Origin of the sequence: Plantibacter sp. lyk4-40-MEA-4 (assembly GCF_030209415.1) — a bacterium.
In the GTDB taxonomy this organism is placed as follows: Bacteria; Actinomycetota; Actinomycetes; order Actinomycetales; family Microbacteriaceae; genus Plantibacter; species Plantibacter flavus_A.
Genome location: NZ_JARVSA010000011.1, coordinates 136,329 through 162,016, shown reverse-complemented (window position 1 = coordinate 162,016; position 25,688 = coordinate 136,329). Strand labels below are relative to the sequence as shown.

Below are 25,688 nucleotides of genomic sequence, written 5' to 3'. Positions count from 1 at the left end.
TGTGCAGGTTCTTCGCACGTGCTTGTAGAGGATTACAGCACGCTCCGAACAAATCCCTCAAACCCAGAAGGCTTCCGGTGCTGATTCGTTACGAGCACGAAACGTGCGCATGCGGCAGCTGTCGCGCAAGGACCGCGCGTTTGGCCCGCAGTCCGTGGAACTCGCCATCTCGCACCGATCATGGATCACCGGTTGTCGATAGTATACAGTCTACAGATGACAGGTCCGGATGAGGCGGACCTCAAGACTCTGAGGAGCTCGTATGTCTGTGCACCCGCCTGCGGCCACCACCGCCCAGCTGGGCGGCGACACGCCCGCCGCTCCCGAGTTGCGCCCGGCGCAGAGCGCTCGCGTGGCGCGCACGCACCTCACCTATCGGGAGGCGGCTCCCGGGCTCTCCGTCCGTGAAGCGGACCTGTCGCTCAGACTCGACGGCGGCGGTCACGGGCTCCTCGACACGACGCACTTCGACACCGTCCGCTTCCCGCCACCGGCCTGGGCCGACCAGGCCATCCGCGAGGCCGTCACCAACGGCGAATGGGCGTACACCCCGTACCGAGGCGACCCCGGTGTGCTTTCCGACCTCGCCTCGGCGATCAGCGGCTTCCTCGGCAGCCCGGTGGGTCCCGGCAACCTCGCCCTGACCCCCGGGACGCAGGGCGCCCTGTTCACGACGCTGTCCTCGATCGTCGACGAGGGCGACCTCGTCCTCCTCGCCGACCCGGACTACCTGTTCTGCGAGCGGATCCTCGCGTTCCTCGGAGCACGGGTCGAGCGCATCCCGCTCATCCTCGACGGCGAGCACCCCGGCCTCGACCTCGACGTGGTCGAACGGTTCCTGCCCGAGCAGCCGAAGCTGCTCATGTTCTCGCACCCGAACAACCCGACCGGCGCCGTCTATCCCGCGGAGATGATCTCCCGCGTCGCCGAGCTCGCCGTCGCCAGCGGCTTCCGCGTCCTGGTCGACGAGCTGTACAGTCGCCTGCTCTACACGGACACCCCGTTCCCGCACCTCCGCTCCGAGCCCGGCATGGCCGACCGCACCATCACCCTGCTCGGCCCGTCGAAGACCGAGTCCATGAGCGGCTTCCGGATCGGCGTCGTGGTCGCCCCGGAGGACGTCATCGCGTCGGTCGAGCAGACGCTCGCGATGACCTCCCTCCGCGCCCCCGCCTACGCGCAGCGCATGCTGGCCCGGTGGCTCGTCGACGACGACGACTTCCTCCGCGAACGCATCGCCGACCTGGAGGCGATCAAGCGCACCACCGTCGAGAGCCTGTCGCGGGTCCCCGGCCTGCGCATGACGCCGCAGGACGGGACCGCCTACCTGTTCCTCGACGTCTCGGCGTTCGGGGTGTCGGACGTCGAGGTCGCCGGAGCCCTGCAGCGCGAGGCGCAGGTCGTCGTCTCGCCCGGGTACCAGTTCGGCCCCTCCGGCAGCGGGCACTTCCGGATCTGCTACGCCCGCGACGAGACGGAGTGGGCTGCGGCGCTCGAGCGGATGGTGGCGTGCCTGACCGGCCTCGCGACCGCAGCCGGTATCGACGCGTGACCGACGGCGCGCCTCGCGACGCGGGGCTCCGGCCGGCCGGCGCATACTCCGTCGCACGCCTCGTCGGCGAGCTGGTGCACACCGCGGGCATGACCCCACGGGTCGACGGCGCACTCGTGGCGACCGGACGGATCGGTCGCGAGCTCGACGACGCCCAGGCGCTGGCCGCCACCCGGATCGCGACCGAACGGGCCCTCGCCGCCGCCGCGAGCGCCGTCCCCGCGGGGGCAGCCCTCACCGAGGTGGTCTCCCTGACGGTCTACCTCGCCGTGACCGACGGCTTCGTCCGGCTGAGTGAGATCGCCGATGCGGCGAGCGCCGTGGTCGTCGAACGGTTCCCGGACGCCGAGCTCCCCGTCCGTGCTGCGCTGGGAGTCGCCGCACTGCCGGGCGACGCGCCCGTCGAGATCCAGCTCATCGCCCGATGCGCCGACCGGACGAGCACCTGATCAGCGCCCGTCGCACGACGCCTGTGGTCTGATGGTGGGATGGCCGTCTCGTTCAGTTTCACCGTCGGAGTCCGCGAGCCCCATCACGTCACGGTGCGGGTCGCCGGCATCCGGAACCGGGTGACGATCGAGGTCGACGGGTGGCTGGCGGCCGACAGCGGGGGCAATCTGGGGCGCATCATGCCGAACGTCTTCGACGTCGAGGTCGGGGTGCAGGAACGACACATGGTGTCGGTTCGGGTGATCATCCAGGAACCGATCGACGGTGGCGCACGCTACATCGACGTGTTCATCGACGGCCGCTTCGCCGCGCGGCACGACTGGCGGGCGATCCGCGAGCGGTGACCGTGGGTCGACGGCTCAGTAGCCCCGCTCGGCGTCGAAGCGGTTGAGGAGCGGTTCCCCCGCGCGGTACCGGGCGAGGTTCTCGATGAACAGCGCCGTGAGGGTCGCGTTCTCGCTCTCCACCGTGGACGCGGAGTGCGGCGAGATGAGCACGTTCTCGAGATCCCACAGCGGCGAGTCGGCGGGCAGCGGCTCCTCCCGGAACACGTCGAGGGCCGCACCGCCGAGTCGACCCGCGCGGAGGGCGTCGATGAGCGCGTCCTCGTCGACCACCTGACCGCGTGAGATGTTGACCACGGCCGCGTGCGTCGGGAGCATCGCGATGCGGTCGGCGCTGATGAGGTTCTCGGTCTCGGGGGTGAGTGCCGTGCACAGCACCAGTACGTCGGTCGTCGGCAGCACCTCATCGAGCCGGTCGACATCGCTCAGCTCGACACCCTGCGGCAGCTCGTAGCGTCCGCCCACACGACCAACCGCGGTCACGCGGGCGCCGATCGCGTCGAAGGTCCGGACCACGTTCGAGCCCATGCCGCCGACGCCGACGACGGTGACCCTCATGCCGGCCAGCTGCCGCGTGGTGTACCGCTCGAACCGATGCTCGCGCTGCTGCCGCTGCAGGTACGGCAGTCCCTTCACGACGAAGAGCGCGCCGGTGAGGGCGAACTCGGCGAGCGGCACGGCGTGCACACCGCCCGCGGTCGTCGCGATGATCCCGCTGTGGTCGAGCCCGGTGCGGCGCATGAACGCACCGATGCCGGCGCTCGTCGCCTGGACCCACTGCAGCTTCGGAGCGCGCTGCGGCAGTGCCGCCGGATCCTGCCAGTCGAAGTCGAACGCGACCTCGGCCCGCGCGAGCAGGTCCTCCCAGCGCTGCTGGTCGGCGGCGGACAGCTGCGGCACCGGACCGTGGTGGTCGGCCACGTACTGCGGGACACCGATGAGCGACGGGTCGTAGAGCACCTCGACGTCGGGGTGGGAGGCGCGGATCGCCTCGACGTGCTCCGGTTCGAGATAGCTGGTGATGAGGATCTGCATGATGGTCCATCCTGCCGCGGGCGCGGCGGTGCACGGGTCGGGACGCGGCGTCGGTCGGTCAGGCGGTCGGCCAGGGCGCGACCGCCGCGAGCCGTTCGGACGTCAGCGCGGGCCGCTCGGCGGCCGACTCCCCGGGAGTGGCACGGGGCTGCAGGACGCGGCGCGGCCCGCAGGCGATCGGCAGGAACCCGGGACCGTGGCCTGGCATGGGCGAGCCTCCGTGGACGATGATCCCGACGGTGATCCAGTCACGGCGGAACCCCATGTTGTGTCGGACGTCGAGGTGCTCGACGGCGAAGAGGTCGCCGAGACGCATGTCGATCCCGGCGAGCTCCGGGGAGTCCGGCGTGACCGCGAGGTCGACGTCCCACTGGTGGGCGGGCCGGCCGATCCCGTTGCCCGCGACCTTGCCCGGGAGGACGCCGACCACGTCGACGGTCGCGACGCCCGCCTCGACCGTGAGCGGGAGGGCGGCGAGGAGCGCCGGGTCGATGTTCAGGAGCACGATCTCCTCGGGCAGATCGTCCCGTTCGAGTCCCTGACCCATCGCGTGCACGGCGATCCGGTCTCCGGGCAGGAGCGCCGCCATGGTCTCGTCGTCGAACGACACGATGACCCTGCCGGCCTCGCCGCGTTTGCCGACGACGGAACCGGTCGCGCCCATAGCCGCCCCGGATCGGACCGTGGCGCGATTGCCGACGCACGCGAAGGACGTCAGGCCGAAGCGCGAGCCCGGGTCAGGGTGCACGAGGGTGACGCCGGGCGCCGCGTGGTCGGCGTCGGTCGCGAAGACGGAGTCTCCGAGGTGCACGCCGAGCACCACCCCACCGTCCCCGATGGGCAAATAGGGGTGTCCGTCGCGGTCGATCCGGTACGACACCATCGGGGTGAGGCCGGCGTGCTCGACGAAGCCGAGCAGGTTGTTGGCGATGATCGAGCTCATACGGTCGTCTCCGTCGCGGTCGTGGGGGTGGAGGTGGTCGTCGCCCGGCCCATCGCGGTGAGCGCGGTGGCGAGGTTCGCCGCAGGATCGTCGAGGACGGTGAACGCCGACGCGGGTCCCGACAGCAGGGTCGAGGGCCCTGGTCCGTGCCCGAAGAGGCGGCACTCGCCGGTGGAGATGACCCCGATCGTGATCCAGCCGGGCCGGTAGCCGCGTCCGTAGGAGTGGTCCTGGTCCTCGAGGACGACGATGTCGCCGATGCGGAGGGACTCGAGGCCGAGCGAGAGGTCCTCGCTGAGGCCCGGGTAGGCGCCCATGAGGTCGGTGTTGGCGAACTCGGAGAGCATGCCGCCACCGGCGCCGGCCGCCTCGGCCGGGACGCGCATGGCCACGCCGACCTCGAGCGTGCCGTCTGCGGCCGTCGAGAACGGCAGGTGCGGCAGGAGCCGCGGGTCGAGGTTCTTCACCCGGACGTCCGGGTGGTCGAGGAGGCGCAGCCCCTGACCGCGGGCCTCGACGCTCACGGCGTCGCCGGTCGTCACCTGGCGGAGTGCGCCGTCCGCGAAGTCCGCGAGGACGTAGGCGTGCTGACCGATGACGACCCCCTCGGCGCCGGTGGCAGGACCGGAGCGAACCGTCACGATGTTGCCCACGCAGCTGAGGAACTGCAGCGCGGCGTTGGCCTCGGCGCCCGCGTGCCGGATCGACAGCCCGGGTTCGAGATGGTCGCTCGCGTGCCCCGTGGCGGCCTCACCGACGTGCGCGCCCATCGTGACCCCACCCATGCCGGGCAGGATGAAGGGGTGGCCGTCGGGATCCACCCGGTAGCCGTGACGGTCGGCCTGGGGCGGCCAGACCTCTCCGGTCAGGATCTGCGTGACCAAGCGGTCCTCGTTGGTCCTGAGACTCATGCCGTCGCTCCCTTCGGGGCCGGTGCGGTGCCGAGGGCGAAGCCGCGGATGCGGAGCGGTGGCGCGGTCGCGGCACCGTTGAACACGTTCATGAGCGGCTGGCTCAGCGACACCGATCCGACGCCGTCGACCCGCGCGAGACTGTCGAGCACGCTCACCGTGAACCGTTGCGACTCGACCGGCCGCGTGATCCGGCCGTTCTCGATGAGGAAGCATGCGTCGCGCGTGACCCCCGTGATCGTGGAACGCACCGGATCGACCGTGCGCGTGTACCAGAAGCGCTGCAGGTAGACCCCGCGTTCGACGCCCGCGATGAGGTCGAGCTCGGTGGTGTCGGCCGCGCGGAGGATGACGTTCATCGGGATGGCGTGCGGTGCCTCCTCACGGGCGATGTGGAAGTTGCCGCTCGAGGCGGTCCCGAGCGCGAAGGCGGTCTCCCGGTCGGTGACGACCTCCGCGACCCGTCCGCGGTCGAGGAACGGGACGTCGCGCTTCGTGGTGCCCTGGAAGTCGAACGGGAACGGCAGTCCGAGGTCGGCCGTCGCATCGTCGTGCACCGAGACGAGCGATGAGGCAGCCTGCTCCCCGGCTCGGGTCGCGGCCGTGCCGAAGCCGGATGCCAAGGCCCCACCGGTGAATCCGAAGGCACCGAAGAAGTCGAGGAACTCACCGGCGGCGAGCGCCCCGAGGACCACGTCGTACTCGCCTGGGGCGAGCGGGGAGCGACCCCGGGTGGCGGACGCCTCGGAGAGGGTCCGCTCGACGGACTCCGCCGCGAGCAGGCGGTCCGAGGAACGGGAGAGGTCCTTCCAGTGCGAGGACCCGTCGTCGATGCGGACCGTCAGGGACCCCTGCGCCTCGGTCGCCGCCGCATAGCGGGACGTGCCGCGCTCGCGGTCGTGGAAGGCGACCTCCGTGACCGCGCGGCCGAACATGCCCGCAGCCACTCCACCGGCACGGTCGGCCTCCGTCATCGCACGATCGGCGAGGGCGACGTGTTCGCCGACGTCCCAGGCCGCCGTGTCCTCGCCCCAGAGCAGGGCGCCGGACGCCGTGCGTCCCGCCACGACCGGTTCGTCGACCGGGCCGGGCTCGGCTCGTGGCGGTGCGGCTGGGAGCCCTCGCTCGGCCTGCTCACGCGCGGCGGCACTCGCGTTCGCGACCGCCCGGCCGAGCCCGGCGATCGAACTGGCGGCGGCGAGCGACGCCCGCCCGTCCACCTCGGCGCGGACCATGATCTGCACCTCGTCGATGGCCTGGCTCTGGTGCACCCGACGACCGGCGAATCGGGTGAAGTCCCCTCGTCGACCGGTGAGGAACGCCTCGATCCGGTCCGCGGGGGCGTCGCGCAGGGCGGCCTCGAGCGCCTCGGCGGCTCGCTCGCCGCCGACGACGGGCCCGAAGGCGGTGGTGGTCGTGCTGTCGGTGTCGCTCATCGGTCCACTCCGATCCGGAGGTTCCGCACGAGCGTCGGCGAGGCGCCGTGCCCGAGGAAGCCCCATTGCTTGGGTTCGCCCTTGCCGCAGGGCATGCCGAAGGCCTTGAACTCCTCCGGTCCCGCGACCGCCTCGACGGACTGCCAGAACTCGGGCGTCGTGCCGCCGTAGGAGAAGCCACGCAGCAGGCGACCGCGCCGGCCGTTCTTCACCTCGTACGCCACCTCGGTGCCGAACTGGAAGTTGTGTCGCCGCTCGTCGATCGACCAGCTCCGGTTGTCGTCGATGTAGTAGCCGTCACCGAGCCGCTCCTGGAGTTCCTCGGTCGACCCGCTGCCGGGTTCGAGGAACACGTTCGTCGCGAAGCACACGGGTGTGTACCCCCAGCCGTCGGAGCGGGCGGCGCCGATCGACGGCACCCCGATCCGGGCGGCCGAGTCGCGCGTGGAGAGGAAGTTGCGGATGATCCCCTCCGAGATGAGCGGCTGGCGGGACGCCGGCACGCCCTCGTCGTCGAAGGCGAAGGAGCCTCGGGTGCCGGGCACGGTCGGGTCGGAGGTGATGTTCACCGCCTCGGAGCCGTATCGGAGCGAGCCGACCGCGTCGGGCCCGATGAAGGAGGTGCCGGCGTAGTTCGCCTCGTCGCCGAGGATGCGGTCGAGCTCGAGGGCGTGACCCGTGGACTCGTGGATCTGCAGCGCCATCTGCGCGGGCCCGATGATGACGTCGGCCGTGCCCTGCGGTGCGAGCGGGGCCGTCAGCAGTTCGACGGCCTCCCGGCCGATCCGGTCGGCCTCCTCGACCATCCGGAGCCCCTCGACGTACTCCCAACCCGCCTGCGCGGTGTTGCCGTGGAACGAGTTCGGGAAGGATCGACGCTGCATCGTGCCGTTGCCGACCGCGTTCACGAGCGCCATAGCCCCGCTCTCGATGAGGTGCTGGTGCTGCATCGAGCCCTCGGTGTTGGCGAAGTGCCGATGCTGCCGTTTCGCATTCAGGCCGGCCTGCGCCATCACCACCTCGACCGGGGCGCTCGCGGCGCCCAGGATGTCGCCGAGCAGCGCCTGACGCGTCGACGCCGAGACCGCGAACGGGTCGAGGACGACGTCGGTCGCGTACCGACCGCTCACGGCGGGCATCGGCGGCAGCTCGGTCCGGTACGCGCCGGACACCCGGTCGGCGTTCCGCGCGTTGGCGAGCGCCCGGTGCGCGGCGAGGGTGAGGTCGTCCGCGTCGTCGATTGGCACGGAGGCGAAGCCCCAGCTGCCGTTGAAGAGCACCCGCACGCCGACGCCGAGGTTGTGCTCGATCCGCTCGTCCAGTCCGGACTCGAGCGTCGAGTAGAGGCGCACCTCCTCGGCCTCGATCAGGCGGGCGTCGGCGTAGCTCACGCCTGGGACATCCACCGCGGCGAGCACCCTGCTGAGCATGGCCGCCGCGGCCTGATCGTCCGCGAGTTCACCCCAGGCGTGGGCCGCCGCGTCCACCGCGGCGAGCGGCGCGACCGTGTCGGCGCTCGTCACGCGCGGGCCGCCTCGGCGTCGCTCGCGTCCGAGGGGGCGAGCGCGAGCGGGAAGTCGCACCAGGCGCGCGTGCGGAAGGACAGCTCGAACGCGTTGATCGTCTCCTGGACGAGCGCGCCCTGGTCGAAGTTGCCCTGGTTGAAGTCCTCACCGGAGAGGATCTCGGTGGCGAAGTCCTTACAGAGGTTCGAGTAGAAGAGGAACGGCCATGGCTCGGTGGACGCCCCACCCTCGGGGAAGAACTCCTGCGGGATCTCGAGCTCCTCGAACTCGACCTGGTCCTTCTTCGCGACCTTGATCGTCTGGCAGATACCCGCCTCCTCGACGAGGCGGACGATGATCGCGCCCTCCGAGCCGTAGATGCGGGCCTCGATGCCGGGGAAGTTGCCGACGGTGACGTAGGACGACTGGATCGACGCCAGACGGCCCTGCTCGAACTCGGCGATCCACATGTCACCGTCGTCGATGTTCATCCGCTGCATCGCGCCCGTGTCGCGGACCATCCGCTCCGGGACGAAGTTGCGCATCGTCCCGACCACGCTCGTCATGGGGGCGTCGAGCCACCAGTGCATGATGTCGATGATCGGCGCGCCGTAGCCCTCGATGGAGGAGACGGCGATCACCTCGGGGTCCGCGTCCGGGTCCACCTGACGCAGCGGCGTCTTCGGGTCGATCCACTGGCTGTTCTGCTCGTACCCGTTGAAGATGTACGGCTCGCCGATGAAGCCCTGGTCGATGAGGTGCTTCGCGTACTGGATGGCCGGGGCGAAGCGGAAGGTGAAGCCCAGCTTCGTCTTGACGCCACGCTCGGCGGCGAGCGCCGCGGCACGCCGGGTCTCGGTGTAGTCGCTGTTGACGGGCTTCTCGCAGAGGACGTGCTTGCCCGCCGCGATGGCCGCCATGGAGATCTCGAAGTGCATGGCGTTGCCGGTCGCGACGTCGATGACGTCGATGTCGGGGTCGTCGATCAGTTCGCGGTAGTCGGTCACGGCACGCTCGACACCGAACTCCGCGGCCGCCGACGCGAGCGCCTCCTCGTCGATCTCGGCGAGCGCGACGACCTCGACACGCGGGTCGCGCTGCCAGCCGGGGATGTGGGAGCGGACGGCCCAGCGGCCGGCACCGACGACGGCGACTCGGAGCTTGCGATCGGACTCGGACATGGTGGTTCTCCTTCTGCGGGTGCCGGCATCGTGCGATGCGCGGACGGTGGTGGGATCGGTCGGAGGTTCAGGTCACGCGCGCTGCAGGCGGACGCGTGGGTCGATGACGGAGTAGAGGAGGTCGACGATGAAGTTGACGACCACGATGAAGAGGGCCGAGAAGAGCACGGTGCCGACGATCATCGGGGTGTCGAGGTTGGAGATCGCGTCGAAGGCGAGCCGGCCGATGCCGTTCAGTCCGAACACGGTCTCGACGATCACGACGCCTCCGAGGAAGTATCCGAAGTCGAGTCCGATCATCGTGACGAGCGGGATCGCGACGTGCCGGAAGCAGTGACGCCAGAGGATGGTCCGCTCGGGCATGCCCTTCGCCCTTGCCATCCGGACGAACGGCGAGTCGAGCGTCTCGATCATGTTCGTCCGCGTCATGCGGGCGTACCAGGCACCGCCGCCCGACCCGAGCGTGAAGGTCGGGAGCACGAGGTACCAGATGATCGGGTCACCGAGCCCGTTGAGCGGGAACAGTCCCCAACTGAACGCGAAGTAGTAGATGAGGAGCAGGCCGAGCCAGAACGACGGCGCCGACAGTCCGATCAGCGAGACGAAGGTCACCGTGCGGTCGACCCAACCACCGCGACGGTAGGCGGCGTAGATGCCGGCCGGGACACCGAGGATGATCTGCCAGACGAGCCCGCCGATCGCCACGAGGACCGTCGTCGGCAGAGCGGAGACGATCCGCTCGAACACACTCGTCTCCCGCAGGACGTACGAGGTGCCGAGATCGCCGCTCAGGAGCCGGCCGATGAACCCGAGGTACTGCTCCCACAGCGGGGCGTCGAGGCCGAGCTGTGCGCGGATGGATGCGATCGTCTCGGCACTCGCGTTCGGCCCGGCGAGGGTCGCCGCCGGGTCCGCGGGGACGGCGTAGACGAGGAGGAACGCGAGGCTGACCACCCCGAAGAGGACGAGGGCCATCTGGCCGAGTCGTCGTGCAAGCCACCAGAACACGGTCTACCTCGCCATCGGTGCAGCTGAGTCGAGCATCTCGGACAACCAGTCGCCGACGAGGTTGAACGCCATCACCGTCACGATCAGGCAGATGCCGGGGATGAAGAGCATCCAGGGGGCGATCTGGAAGTAGGTGCTCCCGTCGGAGATCATCTGCCCCCACGAGGCCTGTGGGATCGGGACACCGATGCCGAGGAACGACAGGGCGCTCTCGATGAGGATCGACGAGGCGACGCCGAGCGTGGCGTACACGATGATCGCCGGCAGCAGGTGCGGGATGATGTGCTTCCACATGATGCGGAGGTGCCCGACACCGAGCGTCCTGGTCGCGACGACGAACTCGCGGTGCTTCAGGGAGATCACCATGCCGCGGATGATGCGGGCGAGCGTCGTCCAGTAGATGAGGGCGATGACGATGATGACGTTCGTGGTGCTCCGGGTCGTGACCGCGATGAGGGCGGTGCAGAGCAGCAGGATCGGGAAGGAGATGACGACGTCGGTGATGCGCATGAGCACCGCCTCGACGATGCCGCCGAAGTAGCCGGCGATCACCCCGACCGTCACCCCGACGATCGTCGCGAGTCCGTTGGCCACGATCCCGATCACGAGTGACACCTGCGTGCCTGAGATGAGCCGCGAGAGCACGTCGCGACCGAGCGCATCGGTCCCCAGGAGGAACCCGGGCGTCCCGGGCGGGAGCGGCTGTCCCTGCGGCCCGAGTCCGATGTCGTTGTAGGTCTGCAACGGGTCGTGGGGCGTGATGAGCGGAGCCAGCACCGCGATGAGCGCGATGAGGAGCAGCACGATGAGCGACACGAACGCCGCAGGGTCGCGTCGGAGACTGCGCAGCACCTCGCGGGCGCGCATCGGTCGGTCATCGTCGGTCGCCGCCAGGTCGACACCCTGGCCGATGACGGGAGGCAGTGCTTCACTCATGCGTCGGCTCCGATCCGTGCGGGTTCCGGGACCAGGACGGGATCCGCGAAGTGGCACGCCGCGTCCTGCCCCGATGTCGTGGTCCGCAGCGGCGGGGCGACGGTCCGGCAGACCTCCTGGGCCATCGGACACCGCGGGTGGAAGCTGCACCCGCTCGGCGGGTTCGCGGCGCTCGGCGGTTCGCCCGTGAGACGGACGCGCGGCAGGCGGGTCGAGCGATCGCGGACGATCGGTTCCGGCACCGCCGACAGCAGGGCTCTCGTGTACGGATGCTGCGGGTTCTCGAAGATCTCGTCGCGCGTCCCGATCTCGACCAGACGTCCGAGGTACATGATGCCGACGTGGTCCGCCATGAACCGGAGGGTGGACAGATCGTGCGAGATGAAGAGGTACGCGAGACCGAGCTCCTCCTGCAGGTCCTTGAGCAGATTGAGCACCTGCGCCCGGACCGAGACGTCGAGCGCGGAGACGGCCTCGTCGCAGAGGATCAGGCGCGGGTCGACGCAGAGCGCGCGAGCGATCGACACGCGTTGCCGCTGTCCGCCGGACAGCTCGCGCGGACGCCGTTCGATGAAGCTCCGCGACAGGCCCACCTGGTCGAGGATGCCCTCCACCGCCCGCTTCGGGTCGGTCGGCTTGGTGGTCCGGAGCGAGATCGCCTCGAGCAGGGTCTCCCCCACCTTCATCCTCGGGTCGAGCGAGTCGTAGGGGTCTTGGAAGATCATCTGCATCGTGCGGCGGTACTCCGCGAGCCGACGTCCTCGCAGCGCTCCCACGTTCTCACCGTTCAGCCGCATGCTGCCGGCGGAGGCCTGGTTGATGCCCATGAGCGTCCTGGCGATGGTGCTCTTCCCGGAGCCCGACTCGCCGGCGATGCCGAGGGTCTCGCCGGCACGGAGCTGGAAACTGACGCCCTGCACGGCGGGGACGCGGGACGCCCGTCGGCCGATACCACCGGAGCGGCGGAACGTGACCTCGAGGTCCCGCACGTCGAGCAGCGCCTCGCCGGCCCGCGAGCGGCTGCTGGGACCGTTGACGAGGTCCGAACCGTCGAGCCGGCTCATGCGGCCGACTCCTGCTCGACCGCGAAGGCCTCCGGTGCGACGACGCCGCACGCGACCCGCTGCCCGACACCGCCGAGCGGTGCCTGGACGAGCGCCGGGTCGTTCGTCAGACACGCGTCGACGGCCGCCGGGCAACGCGGCGCGAACGCGCAACCGCTCGGGCGACGACCGGCTGTCGGTGGCGCCCCGGAGATGGTGCGGAGCCGCGGCGGGATCGGCTCGGACAACTTGAGGATGGAGCCGAGCAGCGCGTGCGTGTACGGGTGCTGCGGGTCGCCGACGATCTGCTCGGCCGTGCCCTCCTCCACGATGCGCCCCGCGTACATGACGAGGATGCGGTCGCAGAAGCTGGAGATGACACCGAGGTCGTGGCTGATGAGGATGACGCCCGTGTCCTGCTCGGAGACCATGTCGTCGAGCAGGTCGAGCACCTGGGCCTGCACGGTCACGTCGAGCGCCGTGGTCGGCTCGTCCGCGATCAGCAGCTTCGGTGAGCAGGCGGTCGCGATGGCGATGCAGACGCGCTGCCGCATCCCGCCGGAGAACGCCCCGGGGAAGTCGTTCATGCGCGCCTCCGCGTCGGGGATCCCGACGCGGCGCAGCAGGTCGACGGCGCGGGCGCGAGCGGCGACGCGGCCCATGCCCAGGTGCGTCTCGAGTGACTCCGTGATCTGCCGGCCGACCCGCATGAGCGGGTTGAGGCTCGACATCGGGTCCTGGAAGACCATCGCGACCTGCGAACCGCGCCACTGCTGCAGCGCCCGGTCGGAGTAGGCGAGGACGTCCTCCCCGCCGAACCGCACCGATCCGCCGGCGATCACACCGGGGTCCGACACGAGCCGCATCACGGCCTGCGACGTCAGGGATTTGCCGGAACCCGACTCCCCCACGATGCCGACGCGCTCACCCGCGGACACCTGGAACGAGACGCCGTCGACGGCGTGGAAGGGGTCCCCCGAGGAGGTCGGGAAGTCGACCACGAGGTTGGAGACGTCGAGCAGCGCACTCATGTCGCGTCCTTTCGGTGGGGGCGCCGCGGGTGGTCCGTCGAAGGACCACCCGCGGTTCGGGTTCCGTGGTGCGGTGATGCGGGTGGCGCGCCGGTGCGCCGGGTGATGCGTATCCGGTGGCTACCGCTTGGCGGTGCCGTCGGACTTCCAGTACTCGGCCATGTCCCAGCCCCAGATCGGCTGCGGGAAGTACCCCTCGATGCCGGTGCTGTGGAGCTCGGTCTTGGTACCGAAGTACAGCGGCACGATCGGGTTGTCGGCGAGCATGAGCTTCGACGCCTCCTCGTACTTCGCGGTCGCCGCATCCGGGTCGGTCTCGGCGAGCGCCTGGGCGACGAGGTCGTCCATCTCCGGGTTGCAGTAGTACGCGTAGTTGTGGCCCTGCGGGACCGCCGAGGCGCACGACATGAGCGCCTGCAGGAAGTCCGAGCCCTCGGGGTAGTCGGCCACCCAGAAGGTGAGGGCGAGCGGCGCCTTGCCGGCTCCCGCCAACTCGCTGAAGGTGTTCGGAGCCAGCGTCTGGAGGTTGACGTCGATGCCGATGGCCTTGAGGTCCTGCTGCATCTGCGGCGCCAGGGCCGAGAAGGGCGGGACGTTCCAGGCGTACATGTCGGTCGTGATGCCGTCCGCGAACCCGGCCTCCGCCAGCAGCTGCTTGGCCTTCTCGACGTCCTGTTCGTGGGTCATCTCGTCGCCCGTGTAGCCGAGGACCTTCGGCGGGATGAACTCGGTCGCCGCAGAGCCCTGGCCGTTGACGAGCTTGAGCAGCGCCTTCCGGTCGAAGGCGAGGGAGACGGCCTCACGCACCTTCGGGTTGTCGAAGGGGGCGGTGTTGACGTTCATCGTGAGGTAGTAGGTGCTCGGCTTCTCGATCTCGACGAGCTGATCCTTGAGCTTCGGATCCGAGGTCACCTGGATGAACTTTGCGGGCGGGATCGGGCTGCCCATCAGGTCGATGTCGCCCTTCTGCAGCATGAGCACCTGGTTGTCGGGGTCGACGCCGAGGATCATGCGGATGTGGTCGACGTACGGACGCGGGGAATCCCAGTAGTCGGGGTTGCGGTCGAGCGTGATCTCCTTGCCCGCACTGAAGGTGTTCAGCGTGAACGGCCCGGAGCCGACGGGCTCGGTCGCGACGGTGCCGCCGCTGCCCTCGGGGATGATCGAGCCCGCGGGCATGGCGAGGATGTACTTGAACGAGGAGTTGGGCGTCGTCAGCGTGATCTTCAGGGTCTGATCGTCGACGACCTCGATGCCGCTCGGGAGTCCGGTCGGGTTCGCCGCGTACTCCTCGGCGCCGGCGATACCGCGCCAGAACTCGGCGAGACCCGCCTTCGTCGCGGGGTCGAGGACCCGGGCGTAGGAGTAGGCGACGTCCTTGGCCGTGAGCGGGTCGCCGTCGCTGAAGGTGAGTCCCTCCTTGAGCTTCATCGTGTAGGTGAGCCCGTCGTCGCTGACCTCCGGGAACGACTCGGCCGCCTGGAGCTTCAGCTCGCTGGTGTCGCGGTCGTAGTCGTACATGCGGTCGAACATCATCCGCATCATGTTCCAACACGTCGCTCCCGTGCAGACGGCCGGGTCGAAGGTCTCGGGGTCGGACGCCGCGGCGGTGGTGATCGTGCCGCCGTACTTGGGGTCGCCACCAGTGGCGGAGGTGCTACCGCCGCCGGCACCGCCAGCGCTGCACGCCGTCAGAGCGACCGCGAGCGCTGCTCCCAGCAGCGCGCCTCGCAGTGATTTCTTCACTGAGTTCTCCTGTCAGGGTTGTGCCGGACCTCCTGAGGAAGCGAGCCGCCGACGGAACGTTCGTGTGCTGTTGGTGGACGATATCACAGACTGCACACTGTCGACAATCGACAACACCGATTCGTTTGGGCTAGGATTCGGGCATGGAAACTCTCGAACGAACCGGGTTGACAGGAGCCGCGGTCAACGAGCTGCGGGAGGCGATCCTCGAGGGTCGCCTCGTCCAAGGTGAACGCCTCAGCGAGGTCAATCTGTCGACCACCCTCGGCGTCAGCCGCGCCCCGGTGCGAGAAGCCCTCCTCCACCTCGAGCAGGAGGGGCTCGTCGTGTCTCTCCCGTACAAGGGAGCGTCGGTCGTCACGCTGTCACCACAGGACTTCCTCGAGCTGTCCACGCTCCGCACCGCCCTCGAACGGCTCGCCTGGTCGCGTGCGATCGAACGCACCGGCGACGACGAGGTCGCGGCCATGCGCGCGATCATCGAGGAGATGCGTGTCGCCGTGGAGACGGACCAGAAGGCGAAGCTCGTCCGACTCGACATCGACTTCCACGACCAGGTGTTCCTCCTGGCCGACCACTCACGGCTCTACACCGCCTGGCAGGCCATCAAGTGGCAGGTCGCGCTCTTCCTGCTCACCCGGCGTGTCAAGGTGGACGACTACCACAGCATCATCGTGCAGGAGCACACCGAACTCCTCGACCTGCTCGTCGAACGGCGTTCGGGTGCGATCGACGAGACCATCGAGCGGCACATCGGTTCCGGGTACGGGCGGGTCAGCGAACGACTGGCCGGAGACGCCCGCGCTGCTGCAAGCGACGGAGCGCTCGTCGAACCGGTGTGAGCCCTCGGGCGCGGTGACCCGGCAGGACTCGGAAGCGCTCGACGTGCACCCGGCCGGGTGCCCCCTCAGTCGTTGATGGCGGCGTTGGCCGCCTCCTGCGCCTTCTTGAGGCCGTCGGCGACGGGCGTCGTGCCGGCGAAGATCTCCTTGAAGATCGGGTCGTAGGCGGCGAGTCCCTTCGCATACCCGGCACCCGTCGGCGGTGCGATGGTCTTCGCGTCGTCGGCGATCACGTCGAAGAAGGGCTGAACGTCGACGTCCTGGCCCTTCCAGTAGTCGAAGTACTGCTTCTGAGCGGCGGTGACGGCCGGGACCGCCGAGCCGGAGGCACCGACGGGCGCGTTGCCCTCGGAACTGCCCAGCCAGGCGAGCACCTTCTTCACCTGGTCGGGGTGCTTGGTGGCCGCGTTGCCCGCTGCGGCGATCCCGTTCGTGACGCTGACCTTGCCCGCGGGGCCGGCCGGGAGCTCGGCGACACCCCAGCGGAAGTCGGCGCCGTCGTGCACGGCCTTCAGGCTGTAGAGCCCCGACTGGAACATCGCGACCTTGCCCTGGATGAAGGCGTCGCGGGCGAAGTCACCGTCGGCGTTCGTGGAGGCGGCCGGCGGGGCGACCTTGGCGCCGTTGATCGCGTTCACGAGGTAGCTCACCGACTCGCTCGTCTTCGGGTCGTTGAACGCGAAGTCGTCGCCGTCCTGGTACTTCCCGCCGTTCGAGCCGATGAACGGCAGCAGCACGGCCTGCAGGTCGTACCCGAGGCCGGTGCCGTAGGTCGCGGGGGCCGCGGGGTTGAAGCCGGGCTGGTCGGCCGAGACCCCGGCCGCGTCCTTCGTCAGCTTCTTCGCCAGGGGCAGGAACGTGTCCTTCGTCGCATCGGGCGACCAGGTCGCCTCCCCGAGCTCGGCGGGCTTCACGCCGGCCGCGTCGAGGAGGTCGGCGTTGTAGTAGACCGCGATACCGGCGTCGGACAGCTGCGGAACGGCCCAGAGCTTGTCGTTCCGGGTGAACTGGCTGACCACGCTCGGTGCCCAGTCCTTCGAGGCGTCCTTGCCGAGCGTCTGCCCGACGTCGAGCACGCTCCCGCTGTCCGCGTACCCGGCGAGGTAGGAGTTGTTCAACCAGAAGACGTCTGGAGCGCTGTCCGCCGCGACGTCGGTGCGGAGCTTCGTCCAGTAGTCGGCCCATTCGACGACGTCGACGCGGACGCGGATGTCGGGGTTCTCGCGCTCGAAGGCGGCGAACGAGGTCTCATAGGCGTCGGCGACGGCGGAATCCCAAACGCGCACGGTGACCGTCGTGCGCTCGGTGGATCCGGCGGCGCAACCGCTCAGCATCAGGGCGGAGGCGGCCGCGATCGCGAGGGCGGCGTGTCTCTTGAGCATGAGAATCCTTCGTTCCGTGAACCTCAGGGAGGCTAGCAGTTCAGTCTGAACGCCCGCGAGCTGTCAGAAACGGTCAGTGTGACGCCGTCGGACTGTGCGTTCGTGACAGTTCGCGGGCAGGTGGGGGCGTCACCGGGAGGACCACCAGTCGAGGAGGCGACGCGTCGCCTCCTCCTCGCCGAGCGGGCCCTCGTCGAGACGCAGTTCCAGCAGCCAGCGGTACGCCTCGCCGACCTCGCGACCGGGTGCGATGCCCAGCACCTCCTGGATGCGGTTGCCGTCGAGGTCGGGCCGGACGGACTCGAGCTCCTCCTGCTCCTGGAGCTCGACGATGCGCTGCTCGAGGTCGTCGTAGGCGAAGCCGAGGCGGTCGGCCTTGCGCCGGTTGCGGGTCGTGACATCGGCACGGACGAGCATGTGCAGTCGCTCGAGCAGCGGACCGGCGTCGCGGACGTAGCGCCGCACCGCGGAGTCGGCCCACACGCCCTCCGAGTAGCCGAAGAACCGCATGTGCAGTTCGACGAGCCGCGCGACGCTCTTGATCGTGTCGCCGTCGTACCGGAGCGCGGTGAGGCGCTTCTTGGCCAGCTTCGCACCCACGAGGTCGTGGTGGTAGAAGGTGACGGCTGCGCCGGGGCCGGTCTTCTTCGTCGCCGGCTTGCCGATGTCGTGCAGCAGCGCGGCCCAGCGCAGGACGAGGTCGGGCGCCTCACCGGGGTGCCGCGAGTGCTCGTAGCCGATCGCCTGCTCGAGCACCGTGAGCGAGTGCTGGTAGACGTCCTTGTGGTGATGGTGCTCGTCGGGCTCCAGCCGGAGTGCCGGCAGCTCGGGCAGCACCAGGTCGGCGATGCCGGTGTCGACGAGCAGCTCGAGGCCCGCGCGCGGGTGGTCGGTCGCGAGCAGTTTGCCGAGCTCGGCCTGGACGCGCTCGGGGCTCACGATCGAGATGGTCTCGCGACGCTCCTCCATCGCCTCGATCACGTCGTCGGTCGGCCGGAAGCCGAGTTGCGAAGCGAACCGCGCGGCCCGGAGCATGCGCAACGGGTCGTCACCGAAGGACACCTCGGGCGAGCTCGGCGTCCGCAGCAGGTGGGCGACGAGGTCCTCGACGCCGCCGGACGGGTCGACGAGGGTGATCTCGGGGATGCGGAGCGCCATCGAGTTGACCGTGAAGTCGCGCCGACGCAGGTCGTCTTCGAGGGTGTCGCCGAACGCGACGACCGGCTTGCGGGTCACGCCGTCGTAGGCATCGGCCCGATAGGTGGTGATCTCGACCGTGTCGGCGTGCTCGACGCCGTCGTCGTCGGTGACGGTGACCTTCGCGCCGATCGTCCCGAAGTCGCGGCCGACGTCCCACCAGGCGCTCGCCATCGGCTTGAGGACCGCGAGGATCTGGTCGGGCGAGGCGTTCGACGTGAAGTCGAGGTCGCTCACCGTGCGGCCGAGCATCGCATCGCGGACCGGTCCGCCGACGAGGGCCAGTTCGTACCCGGCTTCGGCGAACGCCGACGCCACCCGAGCGACCACGGGCGACGAGGCCAGGTCCTGCAGGCGCACCAAGGATTCCGCCACGCTCACCATGCGGTCAATCGTACCCGGACGCCGCCCGCGACCCCGTCGCCGTCAAGCAGCGAGCGCTCCTGGGCGACGGCCGTACAATAACGAGGAACCCACTCCCCAGCAGACCAGAGGCGGACACGATCACGAACGAACTCGACGACCAGCGGCCAACCGTCGGCACTCAGGCACCGACGGCCTTCACCAGTACCGTGAAGGACCCGATTCCGCCGGAACTCCCGTTCACCACCGCCCCTGAACTCGTCCTCGTGACCGGAAGTTCACGGTCCCAGCGCTTCGACCGACCGGACGTCGTGCAGCGCAAGGGCGTCTACACCCTCATCAACGGCCACCTGACCCCACAGCAGTCGATGGTGGAGGACCTGCTCGCCGTCGCCGACGTGCTCGACGCGGCCGAGATCGAGTACCTGCTCATCCGAGGCGAGCACGACCGCCCCGTCATCGTCGTCGACCGCTCCCTGCGCAAGCGCCTGCAGATCGCACTCGCGGAGGCGTTCGCCGACGAGCCCTTCTACAGCGTGCCGCTCAAAGCACGCATGTCGACGGTGAAGCCGGCCGGCGATCCGCACCTCCTCTCCGACGGCCTGCTCACCGGCGCCCGCAAGGCTGAGGTGTTCCGGCTGTACCGGCCGCGCATCGAACCGCTCGGTCGCCTCCGCTACGGCATGGAGACCGCCCTGCAGCTCGAACTCTGGCGCTTCGGTGACGAGGAGATCACCGCGCCCGTGGAGAACGTCCTCATGCGGACGTACATGCCGCGGACGGAGGCCGTCGAGACGACCGTCGAACGCTACGGCCGCAGCTGGCGGACGCTCGAGCACATGTTCGGCGCGCTCGCGAGCGACGTCACCTTCGACATCGACCTCGTCTTCTCGTGGGTGGACGGCTCCTCCGAGGAGTTCCAGCGCGCCCGCGCCAAGCGGATGCAGAGCTACGTCGTCGGCGACGGCGACGACTCCGACGCCCGTTTCCGCCAGATCAACGAGCTCAAGTACGCCCTCCGCAGCGTGCACACCTTCGCCCCGTGGATCCGACGCATCTTCATCGCGACCGACTCCCCCGCGCCCGAATGGCTGGCGGAGCACCCGAAGGTCACCATCGTGCGCAGTGAGGAGTTCTTCCGCGACCTCGACGCCCTGCCGACGCACAACTCCATGGCCGTCGAGAGCCAGCTCCACCGCATCGAGGGGCTGTCGGAGCACTTCCTCTACTCCAACGACGACATGTTCCTCGGCCGACCGATCAGTCCCGAACTGTTCTTCTCACCGGGCGGCATCAGCAAGTTCGTGGAGGCGACCACCCGCATCGGCCTCGGGGCGAACGACCCATCGCGCAGCGGCTTCGAGAACGCGGCCCGCGTGAACCGTCGGCTCCTGCACGAGCGCTTCGGACGCGTCACCACCCGCCACCTCGAGCACTGCGCCGCCCCCCTCCGCAGGAGCATCATGGCGGAGATGGAGCGGGAGTTCGCCGAGGAGTTCCGCGCGACCGCCCACAGCGCCTTCCGCGCGGCCGACAACATCTCGGTGACCAACTCGTTCTACCACTACTACGGCCTCATGACGGGTCGCGCGGTCCAGCAGACCCAGGCGAAGGTCCGCTACATCGAGACGACGCTCAAGCAGTCGCTCGGGCAGATGGAGCGACTCCTCAAGCGACGCGACCAGGACATGTTCTGCCTGAACGACGGCAGCCGGCCGGAGATCTCGGTGGAGCAGCGCACCACCGCCGTGATCGACTTCCTCGAGCGGTACTTCCCGTTCCCAGCGCCGTGGGAGCGCGAAGCGGCCGTGCCGAACGCGCTCGAGATCGAGCCCGCCAAGCTCAGCTGACCGCCCTTCGACAGGCTCAGGGACCGGCGACGGTCACCGCCCTTCGACAGGCTCAGGGACCGGAGGGGCGCTCAGGGACCGGAGTTGAACTCAGGGACCGCTACGGGACGATGCGCTCTGCGCGGAGTCGGTCGAAGATCGCGGTGAAGGCGTCCAGCGTCCGCCGGTAGCCGGTGAAGCCGGCGAGTCGACTCTTGCTCATGTCGGTGACGACCTCGATGTCCCGGCCGAGGTCACCGTCGGTGTGCCACCACGACGCCACGCGGGAGAGGTCTGCCTCGACGAGACCGTGTTCGGCCACCACCTCGGCCCAGGTGCCCTCCACGCCCGCCATCTGCTGCTCGAGCGGACGCGGCGCGGTGTCGAAACCCTCCGGCTCGACGCCGAGGTGCGCCGCCAGTCGCGGCCACATCCAGCGCCAGCGGAAGACGTCGCCGTTGACGATGTTGAATGCCTCGTCCGCACCGGCCGGTGAGGTCGCCGCCCAGAGCATCTGCTCGGCGAGAAGTCCGGCGTCGGTCATGTCGGTGAGGCCGTTCCACTGGGTCTCGGAACCGGGGAACACGAACGGCCGGTCGAGTCGCTTGCAGAGCGCCGCCTGCACCGCGAGCGTGGATGCCATGTTCATCGCGTTGCCCACCGCATGTCCGATCACGGTGTGGGAACGGTGCACCGACCAGGTGAACCCGGCTCGCTCAGCCGCGGCGAAGAGCTCGTCCTCCTGCTCGTAGTAGAAGTTGGGCGTGTCGAGTCGGTCCTCGTCCTCGTGGAACGGCGTGTCGGGCATCTCGCCCGCCGCATAGGCCTCGAACGGGCCGAGGTAGTGCTTGAGGCCGGTGACCAGGGCGACGTGCTGAACGGGCTCGGCGGAGAGGGCGGCCAGCAGGTCGCGGACCATGCCGCCGTTGACCCGGATGTTCTCGGCCTCGGTGTCCTGACGCGACCAGGCGGTGAAGAAGACGTGGGTGACGCCGGTGCCGCCGAGGGCGCGTGCGAGGTCGTCCGCGTCCCGGAGGTCGGCCGCGACGTGTTCGACCTGCGGGTGGGCCGCCGGCGCGCGGCGAGAGAGGGCGAGGATCCGCCAGCCACCGTCCTCGAGGAGCTGCGACACGATCGCGGAACCGGTGATGCCGCTGGCGCCGACGACGAGTGCGGTACGGAGTGCTTCTGGGGAGGTCATCCGTCCACGATAGGCGCGTCCGACCGGGGAGGCTCCCGGAACGGCGGACCCGCCGGGTTGCGGTACCCTGCCGCGGTGCGGCCCTTCGACAAGCTCAGGGACCGGAGGGGAAGCTCAGGGACCGGAGGCGAGCTCAGGGACCGGTCGTCGTCAGACGAGGACGCCGATCGGCATCGTCAGCGGCGGCTCCGGCTGCACCGGCACCGTGTCCGACACGGGCAGCTCGATGCCGTCGCGAGCGAGCAGACGTGCACTCTCCTCGGCGTCGATGTAGTGCAGCGGCGGGGTCTCCCCCAGCGGCACCACCGAGTGCAGGACCGTCTTGCCGTAGACGTGGACGAGGTTGAACGCCCGCGCGCCGTCGCGACCACGCGTCCCGCCGACCGGCACGTTGAGGTCCTGCGTGTAGCAGGTGGCCGAGGCGACCGACACCGGGATACCCGCGAAGGTCGCGGTCGACGAGTAGTGCAGGTGCCCGGCGATGATGCTCCGGACGTCGGTCCCCTCGAGCACTTCGGCGAGCTTCGCCTGGTCGCGCAGCTCGACGCTCACGGCGAGGTCGAGCACGCTCGGGACGGGCGGGTGGTGCATCGCGAGGATCGTGCCGTGGGGCGCCTTCGTCGAGAGTTCCTCTGCGAGCCAGTCGAGCTGCTCGTCCGACACCTCACCGTGGTGGTGCCCGGGGACGCTCGAGTCGAGGGTGATGACGCGGAGGCCGTTGACGTCGTAGACGCGGTCGACCGGTCGGGTGGTCGGCACCTCACCGAACAGCCCGGCCCGGAACGCCTGGCGGTCGTCGTGGTTGCCCATCACCCAGATGATCTGCGATCCGAGGCGCTCGGCGACCGGCTCGACGATGGAGCGGATGCGGTCGTACGCGTCGGGTTCGCCCTTGTCGGCGAGGTCGCCCGTGAAGACGATCGCTTCAGGCCGACCGCCGGACGCCTCGAACTCGGCGAACAGTCGACGCAGGTGCGTCTCGCTGTCGACACTGTCGTAGAGGCTCCCCCCGCCGGCCAGGAGGTGCGTGTCGCTCACATGGAGCAGGAAGTGATCGGGCCTCGGGTACTCGGCCGTGCGAAGACTCACGTGACAACTCTCGTTCGAGCGATGCTCTCCGAACCGCATCGCAGCTGTTTGACCATCTGACCAGACTCGGTTGAACGGCAACGGAACGCCACGCTACGACGCAGGAAACTCGTGAGCAAGGTCAGAAGCCGACATCCAGGGGACTCACACCTGACGGTGGGCTGCGAGAGGATGTCCGCATGCCCTACCTCGACGACGACGAGCAGCCGCTGGAGCGGATCGATCTGGCGCAGATCCCCCCGACCGGACGCCGGTTCCGGCTCGAGCGGCGGATCGGGTTCCAGGAGCACGCCCCTGACGGTCCCGTCGTGTGGGCACCGGCGTCCGACGAGGGCCGCGACGGTGACCGGGCGGAGGGCTGGACCGACCTCGCGTCCGTCCCGGGCGTCCTGTGGAGCTTCATCGGCAGCTACGGCCGACAGTCCGCGCCGGCCGTCGTGCACGACCACCGCGCGCTCCTCGCACTGGGGCTCCCGGCGGACCAGGCACTCGAGCAGCGGTTCGAGGACGACCGACAGTTCCGCGTCGGACTCCGCCAGCAGCGGGTGCCGCTCCTCCGGGCCTGGCTCATGTGGGCCGTCGTGTCGGTCGAGCGGTACGTCAGGCACGCTCCAGGCGTCGCCGCCGTGCTGATCGGGCAGTCGGTCCTCGGGGTCCTGGCCGTCTGGGTCGCGACGATCGGACTCGTCACGCCCGTGCTCGGCGCTCCGACGCCCGGGTGGCTCGGCCTCGCGATGGCACCCGCGGTCCTCGCCGTGTGCTGGCGGGAGGAACGGAGACTCCTCGTCTGGCTGCCGTACGCCGGTGCGCTCCTCGGTCCCCTCCTCCTCGTCCAGCTCGCGGCGGTCGGGGCGTTCCGCCTCATCGAACTCCTCGTGCGGGAGACCATCGACCGCCCGTTCATCGACGACTCCCCCGGCCCCGTCGGCCCGCCGACCCTCCGCTGACCGGTTCCCTGTCTCAGGAACGCCTCGGCGTGTCGAACGCGGGGGACCCGACACGCCGAGACGCTCCTGAGACAGGGACGGAGCAGGGGTCCGGTCAGGCGCCGGGGAGGGTGCCGAGTCCGTCGACGACCGGGATCGCCGCGAGCAGCCGCTGCGTGTAGGCGTCCTGCGGGTCGGACCAGACGCGGTCGACCGGACCGTGTTCGACGATGCGACCGGCGCTCATGACCGCCACGTCGTCCGCGATGACCCGCACGACGGACAGGTCGTGGCTGATGAAGAGGAGCGCCGCACCCGTCTCGACCGCGAGCTTCCGCATGAGCTTCGCCACCCGTGCCTGCAGGGAGGCGTCGAGCGACGCGATCGGCTCGTCACCGATGAGCAGCTCGGGACCCGCCGCGATCGCCCGGGCGATCGCGATGCGCTGCCGCTGGCCGCCCGAGAACTGGTGCGGATAGCGGGTGCGGCTGGCTGCGTCGAGCTCGACGTGCTCGAGCAGCTGACCGACATCCCACGCGTCGCGCACCGGGTTGACCCGGAGGCCGTCCTCGATCTGACTCCCGACCGTGCGGCGCGGGTTCAGCGAGGCGTACGGGTTCTGGAAGACCATCTGGATCCGCAGCAGCTCGGGTGCGCGCTTCCGGAGACCCAGCTTGCCGATGGGCGTCCCTTTGAACGTGATCGCGCCACCCGAGGTCGGTTCCAGCCCGCAGACCGCTCGTGCGAGGGTCGACTTGCCGCAGCCCGACTCCCCCACCAGGCCGAGCACCTGTCGCGGCTCGAGGTCGAAACTCACGCCGTCGACCGCGTTCAGCGTGCCGCGACCGGGCAGCTTGTACGTCACATGGACGTCGTCGAGGTGCAGCAGCGTCATGACGCCGCCTCCGTTCCCGTGTCGGGCAGCGCGTCGATGAGCGCCTTGGTGTACTCGTGCTGCGGAGCGGTGATGACCTGGTACCGGCTGCCGTGCTCGACGATCTCGCCGAGCCGCATGACCGCGATCGTGTCGGCGAGCGCCGACATCACCCCGAGGTCGTGGGTGACGAGGATGATCGCGATCCCGAGCTCGTCGCACAGCTTCCGCAGCAGGCGGAGGATGCCGGCCTGAACCGTGACGTCGAGAGCCGTGGTCGGTTCGTCGGCGATGAGCACGGACGGCTCGCACATGAGCGCCGAGGCGATCGCGATGCGCTGCAGCTGTCCCCCCGAGAACTGGTGCGGGTACTTGCGCAGCGCCGCCTCCGGGTTCGGGACGGCGACGAGGCCGAGCATCTCGAGCGCCCGCGCGTGGGCGGCCGCCTTCGAGGCTCCCGTGTGGTGCCGGTAGTGGTCGACGAGTTGGGCCTCGACCGTGAGCATGGGGTGCAGGCTCGCGGTCGGGTCCTGGAAGATCATCGCGATCTCCGTGCCGCGGTACCGGTTCATGGTGCGCTGCTTGAGGCCCACCAGCTCGGTGCCGTCGAAGCGGATGCTGCCGCCGAGGTCCGCTCCGGCCGGCAGGAGCCCGCAGATCGCGAGCCCGGTCATGGTCTTGCCTGACCCCGACTCACCGGCCAGTCCGGTGATGCGACCGGCGGGGACCTCGAGGTCGATGCCGCGGAGGATCTGTTTGGTGGCGGCGCCGCGACCGAAGCCGAGCGTGAGCCCCTCGATGACGATCCCGCCGCCACCGCCTGCTGCCTGCGTCATGTCGCGTCCTTTCGGGTCGCCCGCACCG

General features: G+C 69.7%; 23 protein-coding genes. 6 read left to right on the top strand and 17 right to left on the bottom strand.

Going from position 1 to position 25,688, the window contains the following annotated elements; all coding sequences use genetic code 11:
• The first annotated feature begins 262 nt into the window (after positions 1–262).
• Genes QRN44_RS17770 through QRN44_RS17760 form a run of 3 tightly spaced genes read left to right on the top strand, consistent with a single transcriptional unit; the run spans position 263 to position 2,346 of the window.
• The gene (locus tag QRN44_RS17770) at positions 263–1,552 is read left to right on the top strand and encodes a pyridoxal phosphate-dependent aminotransferase (RefSeq protein WP_285039864.1); all 1,290 of its coding nucleotides are present in this window, start codon (positions 263–265) and stop codon (positions 1,550–1,552) included.
• Positions 1,510–2,001, top strand: coding sequence for a RidA family protein (locus QRN44_RS17765; protein ID WP_285039862.1), 492 nt, complete (start codon positions 1,510–1,512; stop codon positions 1,999–2,001). The genes QRN44_RS17770 and QRN44_RS17765 overlap by 43 nt, the downstream gene beginning before the upstream one ends.
• A gap of 39 nt (positions 2,002–2,040) precedes the next feature.
• The gene (locus QRN44_RS17760; RefSeq protein WP_121292733.1) at positions 2,041–2,346 is read left to right on the top strand and encodes a hypothetical protein; all 306 of its coding nucleotides are present in this window, start codon (positions 2,041–2,043) and stop codon (positions 2,344–2,346) included.
• A gap of 15 nt (positions 2,347–2,361) precedes the next feature.
• Here QRN44_RS17760 and QRN44_RS17755 read toward each other — a convergent pair whose 3' ends face one another.
• The 11 genes from QRN44_RS17755 to QRN44_RS17705 all read right to left on the bottom strand — a co-directional run bounded on the left by QRN44_RS17755 (position 2,362) and on the right by QRN44_RS17705 (position 15,121).
• Complete coding sequence (locus tag QRN44_RS17755; protein WP_285039860.1) at positions 2,362–3,381, bottom strand: D-2-hydroxyacid dehydrogenase; 1,020 nt, start codon at positions 3,379–3,381, stop codon at positions 2,362–2,364.
• 58 nt (positions 3,382–3,439) lie between these two features.
• Entirely contained in the window at positions 3,440–4,324 is an 885-nt protein-coding gene (locus QRN44_RS17750) for a DUF4438 family protein (protein WP_285039859.1), read from the bottom strand.
• Entirely contained in the window at positions 4,321–5,235 is a 915-nt protein-coding gene (locus tag QRN44_RS17745; protein ID WP_285039858.1) for a DUF4438 family protein, read from the bottom strand. The genes QRN44_RS17750 and QRN44_RS17745 overlap by 4 nt, the downstream gene beginning before the upstream one ends.
• A complete protein-coding gene (locus QRN44_RS17740) occupies positions 5,232–6,671 on the bottom strand; it encodes a metallopeptidase TldD-related protein (RefSeq protein WP_285039856.1) in 1,440 nt (479 codons plus the stop codon). Before QRN44_RS17740 ends, QRN44_RS17745 begins: the two co-directional genes overlap by 4 nt.
• Complete coding sequence (locus QRN44_RS17735; RefSeq protein WP_285039854.1) at positions 6,668–8,194, bottom strand: TldD/PmbA family protein; 1,527 nt, start codon at positions 8,192–8,194, stop codon at positions 6,668–6,670. Before QRN44_RS17735 ends, QRN44_RS17740 begins: the two co-directional genes overlap by 4 nt.
• On the bottom strand, positions 8,191–9,357 hold the full coding sequence (locus QRN44_RS17730) for a Gfo/Idh/MocA family protein (protein ID WP_285039852.1): 1,167 nt from the start codon (positions 9,355–9,357) through the stop codon (positions 8,191–8,193). Before QRN44_RS17730 ends, QRN44_RS17735 begins: the two co-directional genes overlap by 4 nt.
• Positions 9,358–9,429: 72 nt before the next feature.
• Entirely contained in the window at positions 9,430–10,365 is a 936-nt protein-coding gene (locus tag QRN44_RS17725; RefSeq protein ID WP_071262055.1) for an ABC transporter permease, read from the bottom strand.
• A gap of 3 nt (positions 10,366–10,368) precedes the next feature.
• The gene (locus tag QRN44_RS17720; RefSeq protein WP_197478999.1) at positions 10,369–11,301 is read right to left on the bottom strand and encodes an ABC transporter permease; all 933 of its coding nucleotides are present in this window, start codon (positions 11,299–11,301) and stop codon (positions 10,369–10,371) included.
• On the bottom strand, positions 11,298–12,365 hold the full coding sequence (locus QRN44_RS17715) for an ABC transporter ATP-binding protein (RefSeq protein ID WP_071262053.1): 1,068 nt from the start codon (positions 12,363–12,365) through the stop codon (positions 11,298–11,300). The genes QRN44_RS17720 and QRN44_RS17715 overlap by 4 nt, the downstream gene beginning before the upstream one ends.
• Positions 12,362–13,375 carry an ABC transporter ATP-binding protein gene (locus tag QRN44_RS17710; protein WP_121292743.1) on the bottom strand — a complete coding sequence of 338 codons (1,014 nt, stop codon included), beginning with the start codon at positions 13,373–13,375 and terminating at the stop codon, positions 12,362–12,364. The genes QRN44_RS17715 and QRN44_RS17710 overlap by 4 nt, the downstream gene beginning before the upstream one ends.
• 120 nt (positions 13,376–13,495) lie before the next feature.
• A complete protein-coding gene (locus QRN44_RS17705) occupies positions 13,496–15,121 on the bottom strand; it encodes an ABC transporter substrate-binding protein (RefSeq protein ID WP_285039849.1) in 1,626 nt (541 codons plus the stop codon).
• Between the two features lie 143 nt (positions 15,122–15,264).
• Here QRN44_RS17705 and QRN44_RS17700 point away from each other — a divergent pair, with 143 nt between their 5' ends.
• The gene (locus tag QRN44_RS17700) at positions 15,265–15,963 is read left to right on the top strand and encodes a GntR family transcriptional regulator (protein ID WP_285039847.1); all 699 of its coding nucleotides are present in this window, start codon (positions 15,265–15,267) and stop codon (positions 15,961–15,963) included.
• 65 nt (positions 15,964–16,028) lie between these two features.
• Here QRN44_RS17700 and QRN44_RS17695 read toward each other — a convergent pair whose 3' ends face one another.
• Together QRN44_RS17695 and QRN44_RS17690 are read right to left on the bottom strand one after the other, a co-directional pair.
• Positions 16,029–17,345 (bottom strand): ABC transporter substrate-binding protein, encoded by a 1,317-nt coding sequence (locus QRN44_RS17695; protein WP_064294091.1) that lies wholly within the window; start codon positions 17,343–17,345, stop codon positions 16,029–16,031.
• Positions 17,346–17,474: 129 nt separating this feature from the next.
• On the bottom strand, positions 17,475–18,926 hold the full coding sequence (locus tag QRN44_RS17690) for a CCA tRNA nucleotidyltransferase (RefSeq protein ID WP_285039845.1): 1,452 nt from the start codon (positions 18,924–18,926) through the stop codon (positions 17,475–17,477).
• 188 nt (positions 18,927–19,114) lie between these two features.
• Between QRN44_RS17690 and QRN44_RS17685 the strand changes: the two genes are divergently transcribed.
• Entirely contained in the window at positions 19,115–20,755 is a 1,641-nt protein-coding gene (locus QRN44_RS17685; protein WP_502928651.1) for a stealth family protein, read from the top strand.
• A 100-nt stretch (positions 20,756–20,855) separates the two neighbouring features.
• On the opposite strand, the gene QRN44_RS17680 is transcribed toward QRN44_RS17685, so the two are convergent.
• Together QRN44_RS17680 and QRN44_RS17675 are read right to left on the bottom strand one after the other, a co-directional pair.
• Positions 20,856–21,935: an SDR family oxidoreductase gene (locus QRN44_RS17680; protein WP_285039843.1), complete on the bottom strand. Its 1,080-nt coding sequence runs from the start codon at positions 21,933–21,935 to the stop codon at positions 20,856–20,858.
• 150 nt (positions 21,936–22,085) lie between these two features.
• The gene (locus tag QRN44_RS17675) at positions 22,086–23,024 is read right to left on the bottom strand and encodes a phosphodiesterase (protein WP_285039841.1); all 939 of its coding nucleotides are present in this window, start codon (positions 23,022–23,024) and stop codon (positions 22,086–22,088) included.
• Between the two features lie 179 nt (positions 23,025–23,203).
• On the opposite strand from QRN44_RS17675, the gene QRN44_RS17670 reads away from it, so the two are divergent.
• The gene (locus QRN44_RS17670) at positions 23,204–23,971 is read left to right on the top strand and encodes a DUF1353 domain-containing protein (RefSeq protein ID WP_175116586.1); all 768 of its coding nucleotides are present in this window, start codon (positions 23,204–23,206) and stop codon (positions 23,969–23,971) included.
• Between the two features lie 94 nt (positions 23,972–24,065).
• Here QRN44_RS17670 and QRN44_RS17665 read toward each other — a convergent pair whose 3' ends face one another.
• Positions 24,066–24,845: an ABC transporter ATP-binding protein gene (locus QRN44_RS17665; RefSeq protein WP_285039840.1), complete on the bottom strand. Its 780-nt coding sequence runs from the start codon at positions 24,843–24,845 to the stop codon at positions 24,066–24,068.
• Complete coding sequence (locus QRN44_RS17660) at positions 24,842–25,660, bottom strand: ABC transporter ATP-binding protein (protein WP_064294086.1); 819 nt, start codon at positions 25,658–25,660, stop codon at positions 24,842–24,844. Before QRN44_RS17660 ends, QRN44_RS17665 begins: the two co-directional genes overlap by 4 nt.
• Positions 25,661–25,688 lie beyond the last annotated feature (28 nt).

Excerpts from the sequence above, each read along its gene's own strand:
- QRN44_RS17690 (WP_285039845.1), bottom strand. The coding sequence starts at position 18,926 with ATGGTGAGCGTGGCGGAATCCTTGGTGCGCCTGCAGGACCTGGCCTCG.
- QRN44_RS17760 (WP_121292733.1), top strand. The coding sequence starts at position 2,041 with ATGGCCGTCTCGTTCAGTTTCACCGTCGGAGTCCGCGAGCCCCATCAC.
- QRN44_RS17670 (WP_175116586.1), top strand. The coding sequence starts at position 23,204 with ATGCCCTACCTCGACGACGACGAGCAGCCGCTGGAGCGGATCGATCTG.
- QRN44_RS17720 (WP_197478999.1), bottom strand. The coding sequence starts at position 11,301 with ATGAGTGAAGCACTGCCTCCCGTCATCGGCCAGGGTGTCGACCTGGCG.
- QRN44_RS17730 (WP_285039852.1), bottom strand. The coding sequence starts at position 9,357 with ATGTCCGAGTCCGATCGCAAGCTCCGAGTCGCCGTCGTCGGTGCCGGC.
- QRN44_RS17740 (WP_285039856.1), bottom strand. The coding sequence starts at position 6,671 with ATGAGCGACACCGACAGCACGACCACCACCGCCTTCGGGCCCGTCGTC.
- QRN44_RS17715 (WP_071262053.1), bottom strand. The coding sequence starts at position 12,365 with ATGAGCCGGCTCGACGGTTCGGACCTCGTCAACGGTCCCAGCAGCCGC.
- QRN44_RS17680 (WP_285039843.1), bottom strand. The coding sequence starts at position 21,935 with ATGACCTCCCCAGAAGCACTCCGTACCGCACTCGTCGTCGGCGCCAGC.
- QRN44_RS17660 (WP_064294086.1), bottom strand. The coding sequence starts at position 25,660 with ATGACGCAGGCAGCAGGCGGTGGCGGCGGGATCGTCATCGAGGGGCTC.
- QRN44_RS17695 (WP_064294091.1), bottom strand. The coding sequence starts at position 17,345 with ATGCTCAAGAGACACGCCGCCCTCGCGATCGCGGCCGCCTCCGCCCTG.
- QRN44_RS17755 (WP_285039860.1), bottom strand. The coding sequence starts at position 3,381 with ATGCAGATCCTCATCACCAGCTATCTCGAACCGGAGCACGTCGAGGCG.
- QRN44_RS17700 (WP_285039847.1), top strand. The coding sequence starts at position 15,265 with ATGGAAACTCTCGAACGAACCGGGTTGACAGGAGCCGCGGTCAACGAG.
- QRN44_RS17770 (WP_285039864.1), top strand. The coding sequence starts at position 263 with ATGTCTGTGCACCCGCCTGCGGCCACCACCGCCCAGCTGGGCGGCGAC.
- QRN44_RS17745 (WP_285039858.1), bottom strand. The coding sequence starts at position 5,235 with ATGAGTCTCAGGACCAACGAGGACCGCTTGGTCACGCAGATCCTGACC.
- QRN44_RS17665 (WP_285039840.1), bottom strand. The coding sequence starts at position 24,845 with ATGACGCTGCTGCACCTCGACGACGTCCATGTGACGTACAAGCTGCCC.
- QRN44_RS17750 (WP_285039859.1), bottom strand. The coding sequence starts at position 4,324 with ATGAGCTCGATCATCGCCAACAACCTGCTCGGCTTCGTCGAGCACGCC.
- QRN44_RS17710 (WP_121292743.1), bottom strand. The coding sequence starts at position 13,375 with ATGAGTGCGCTGCTCGACGTCTCCAACCTCGTGGTCGACTTCCCGACC.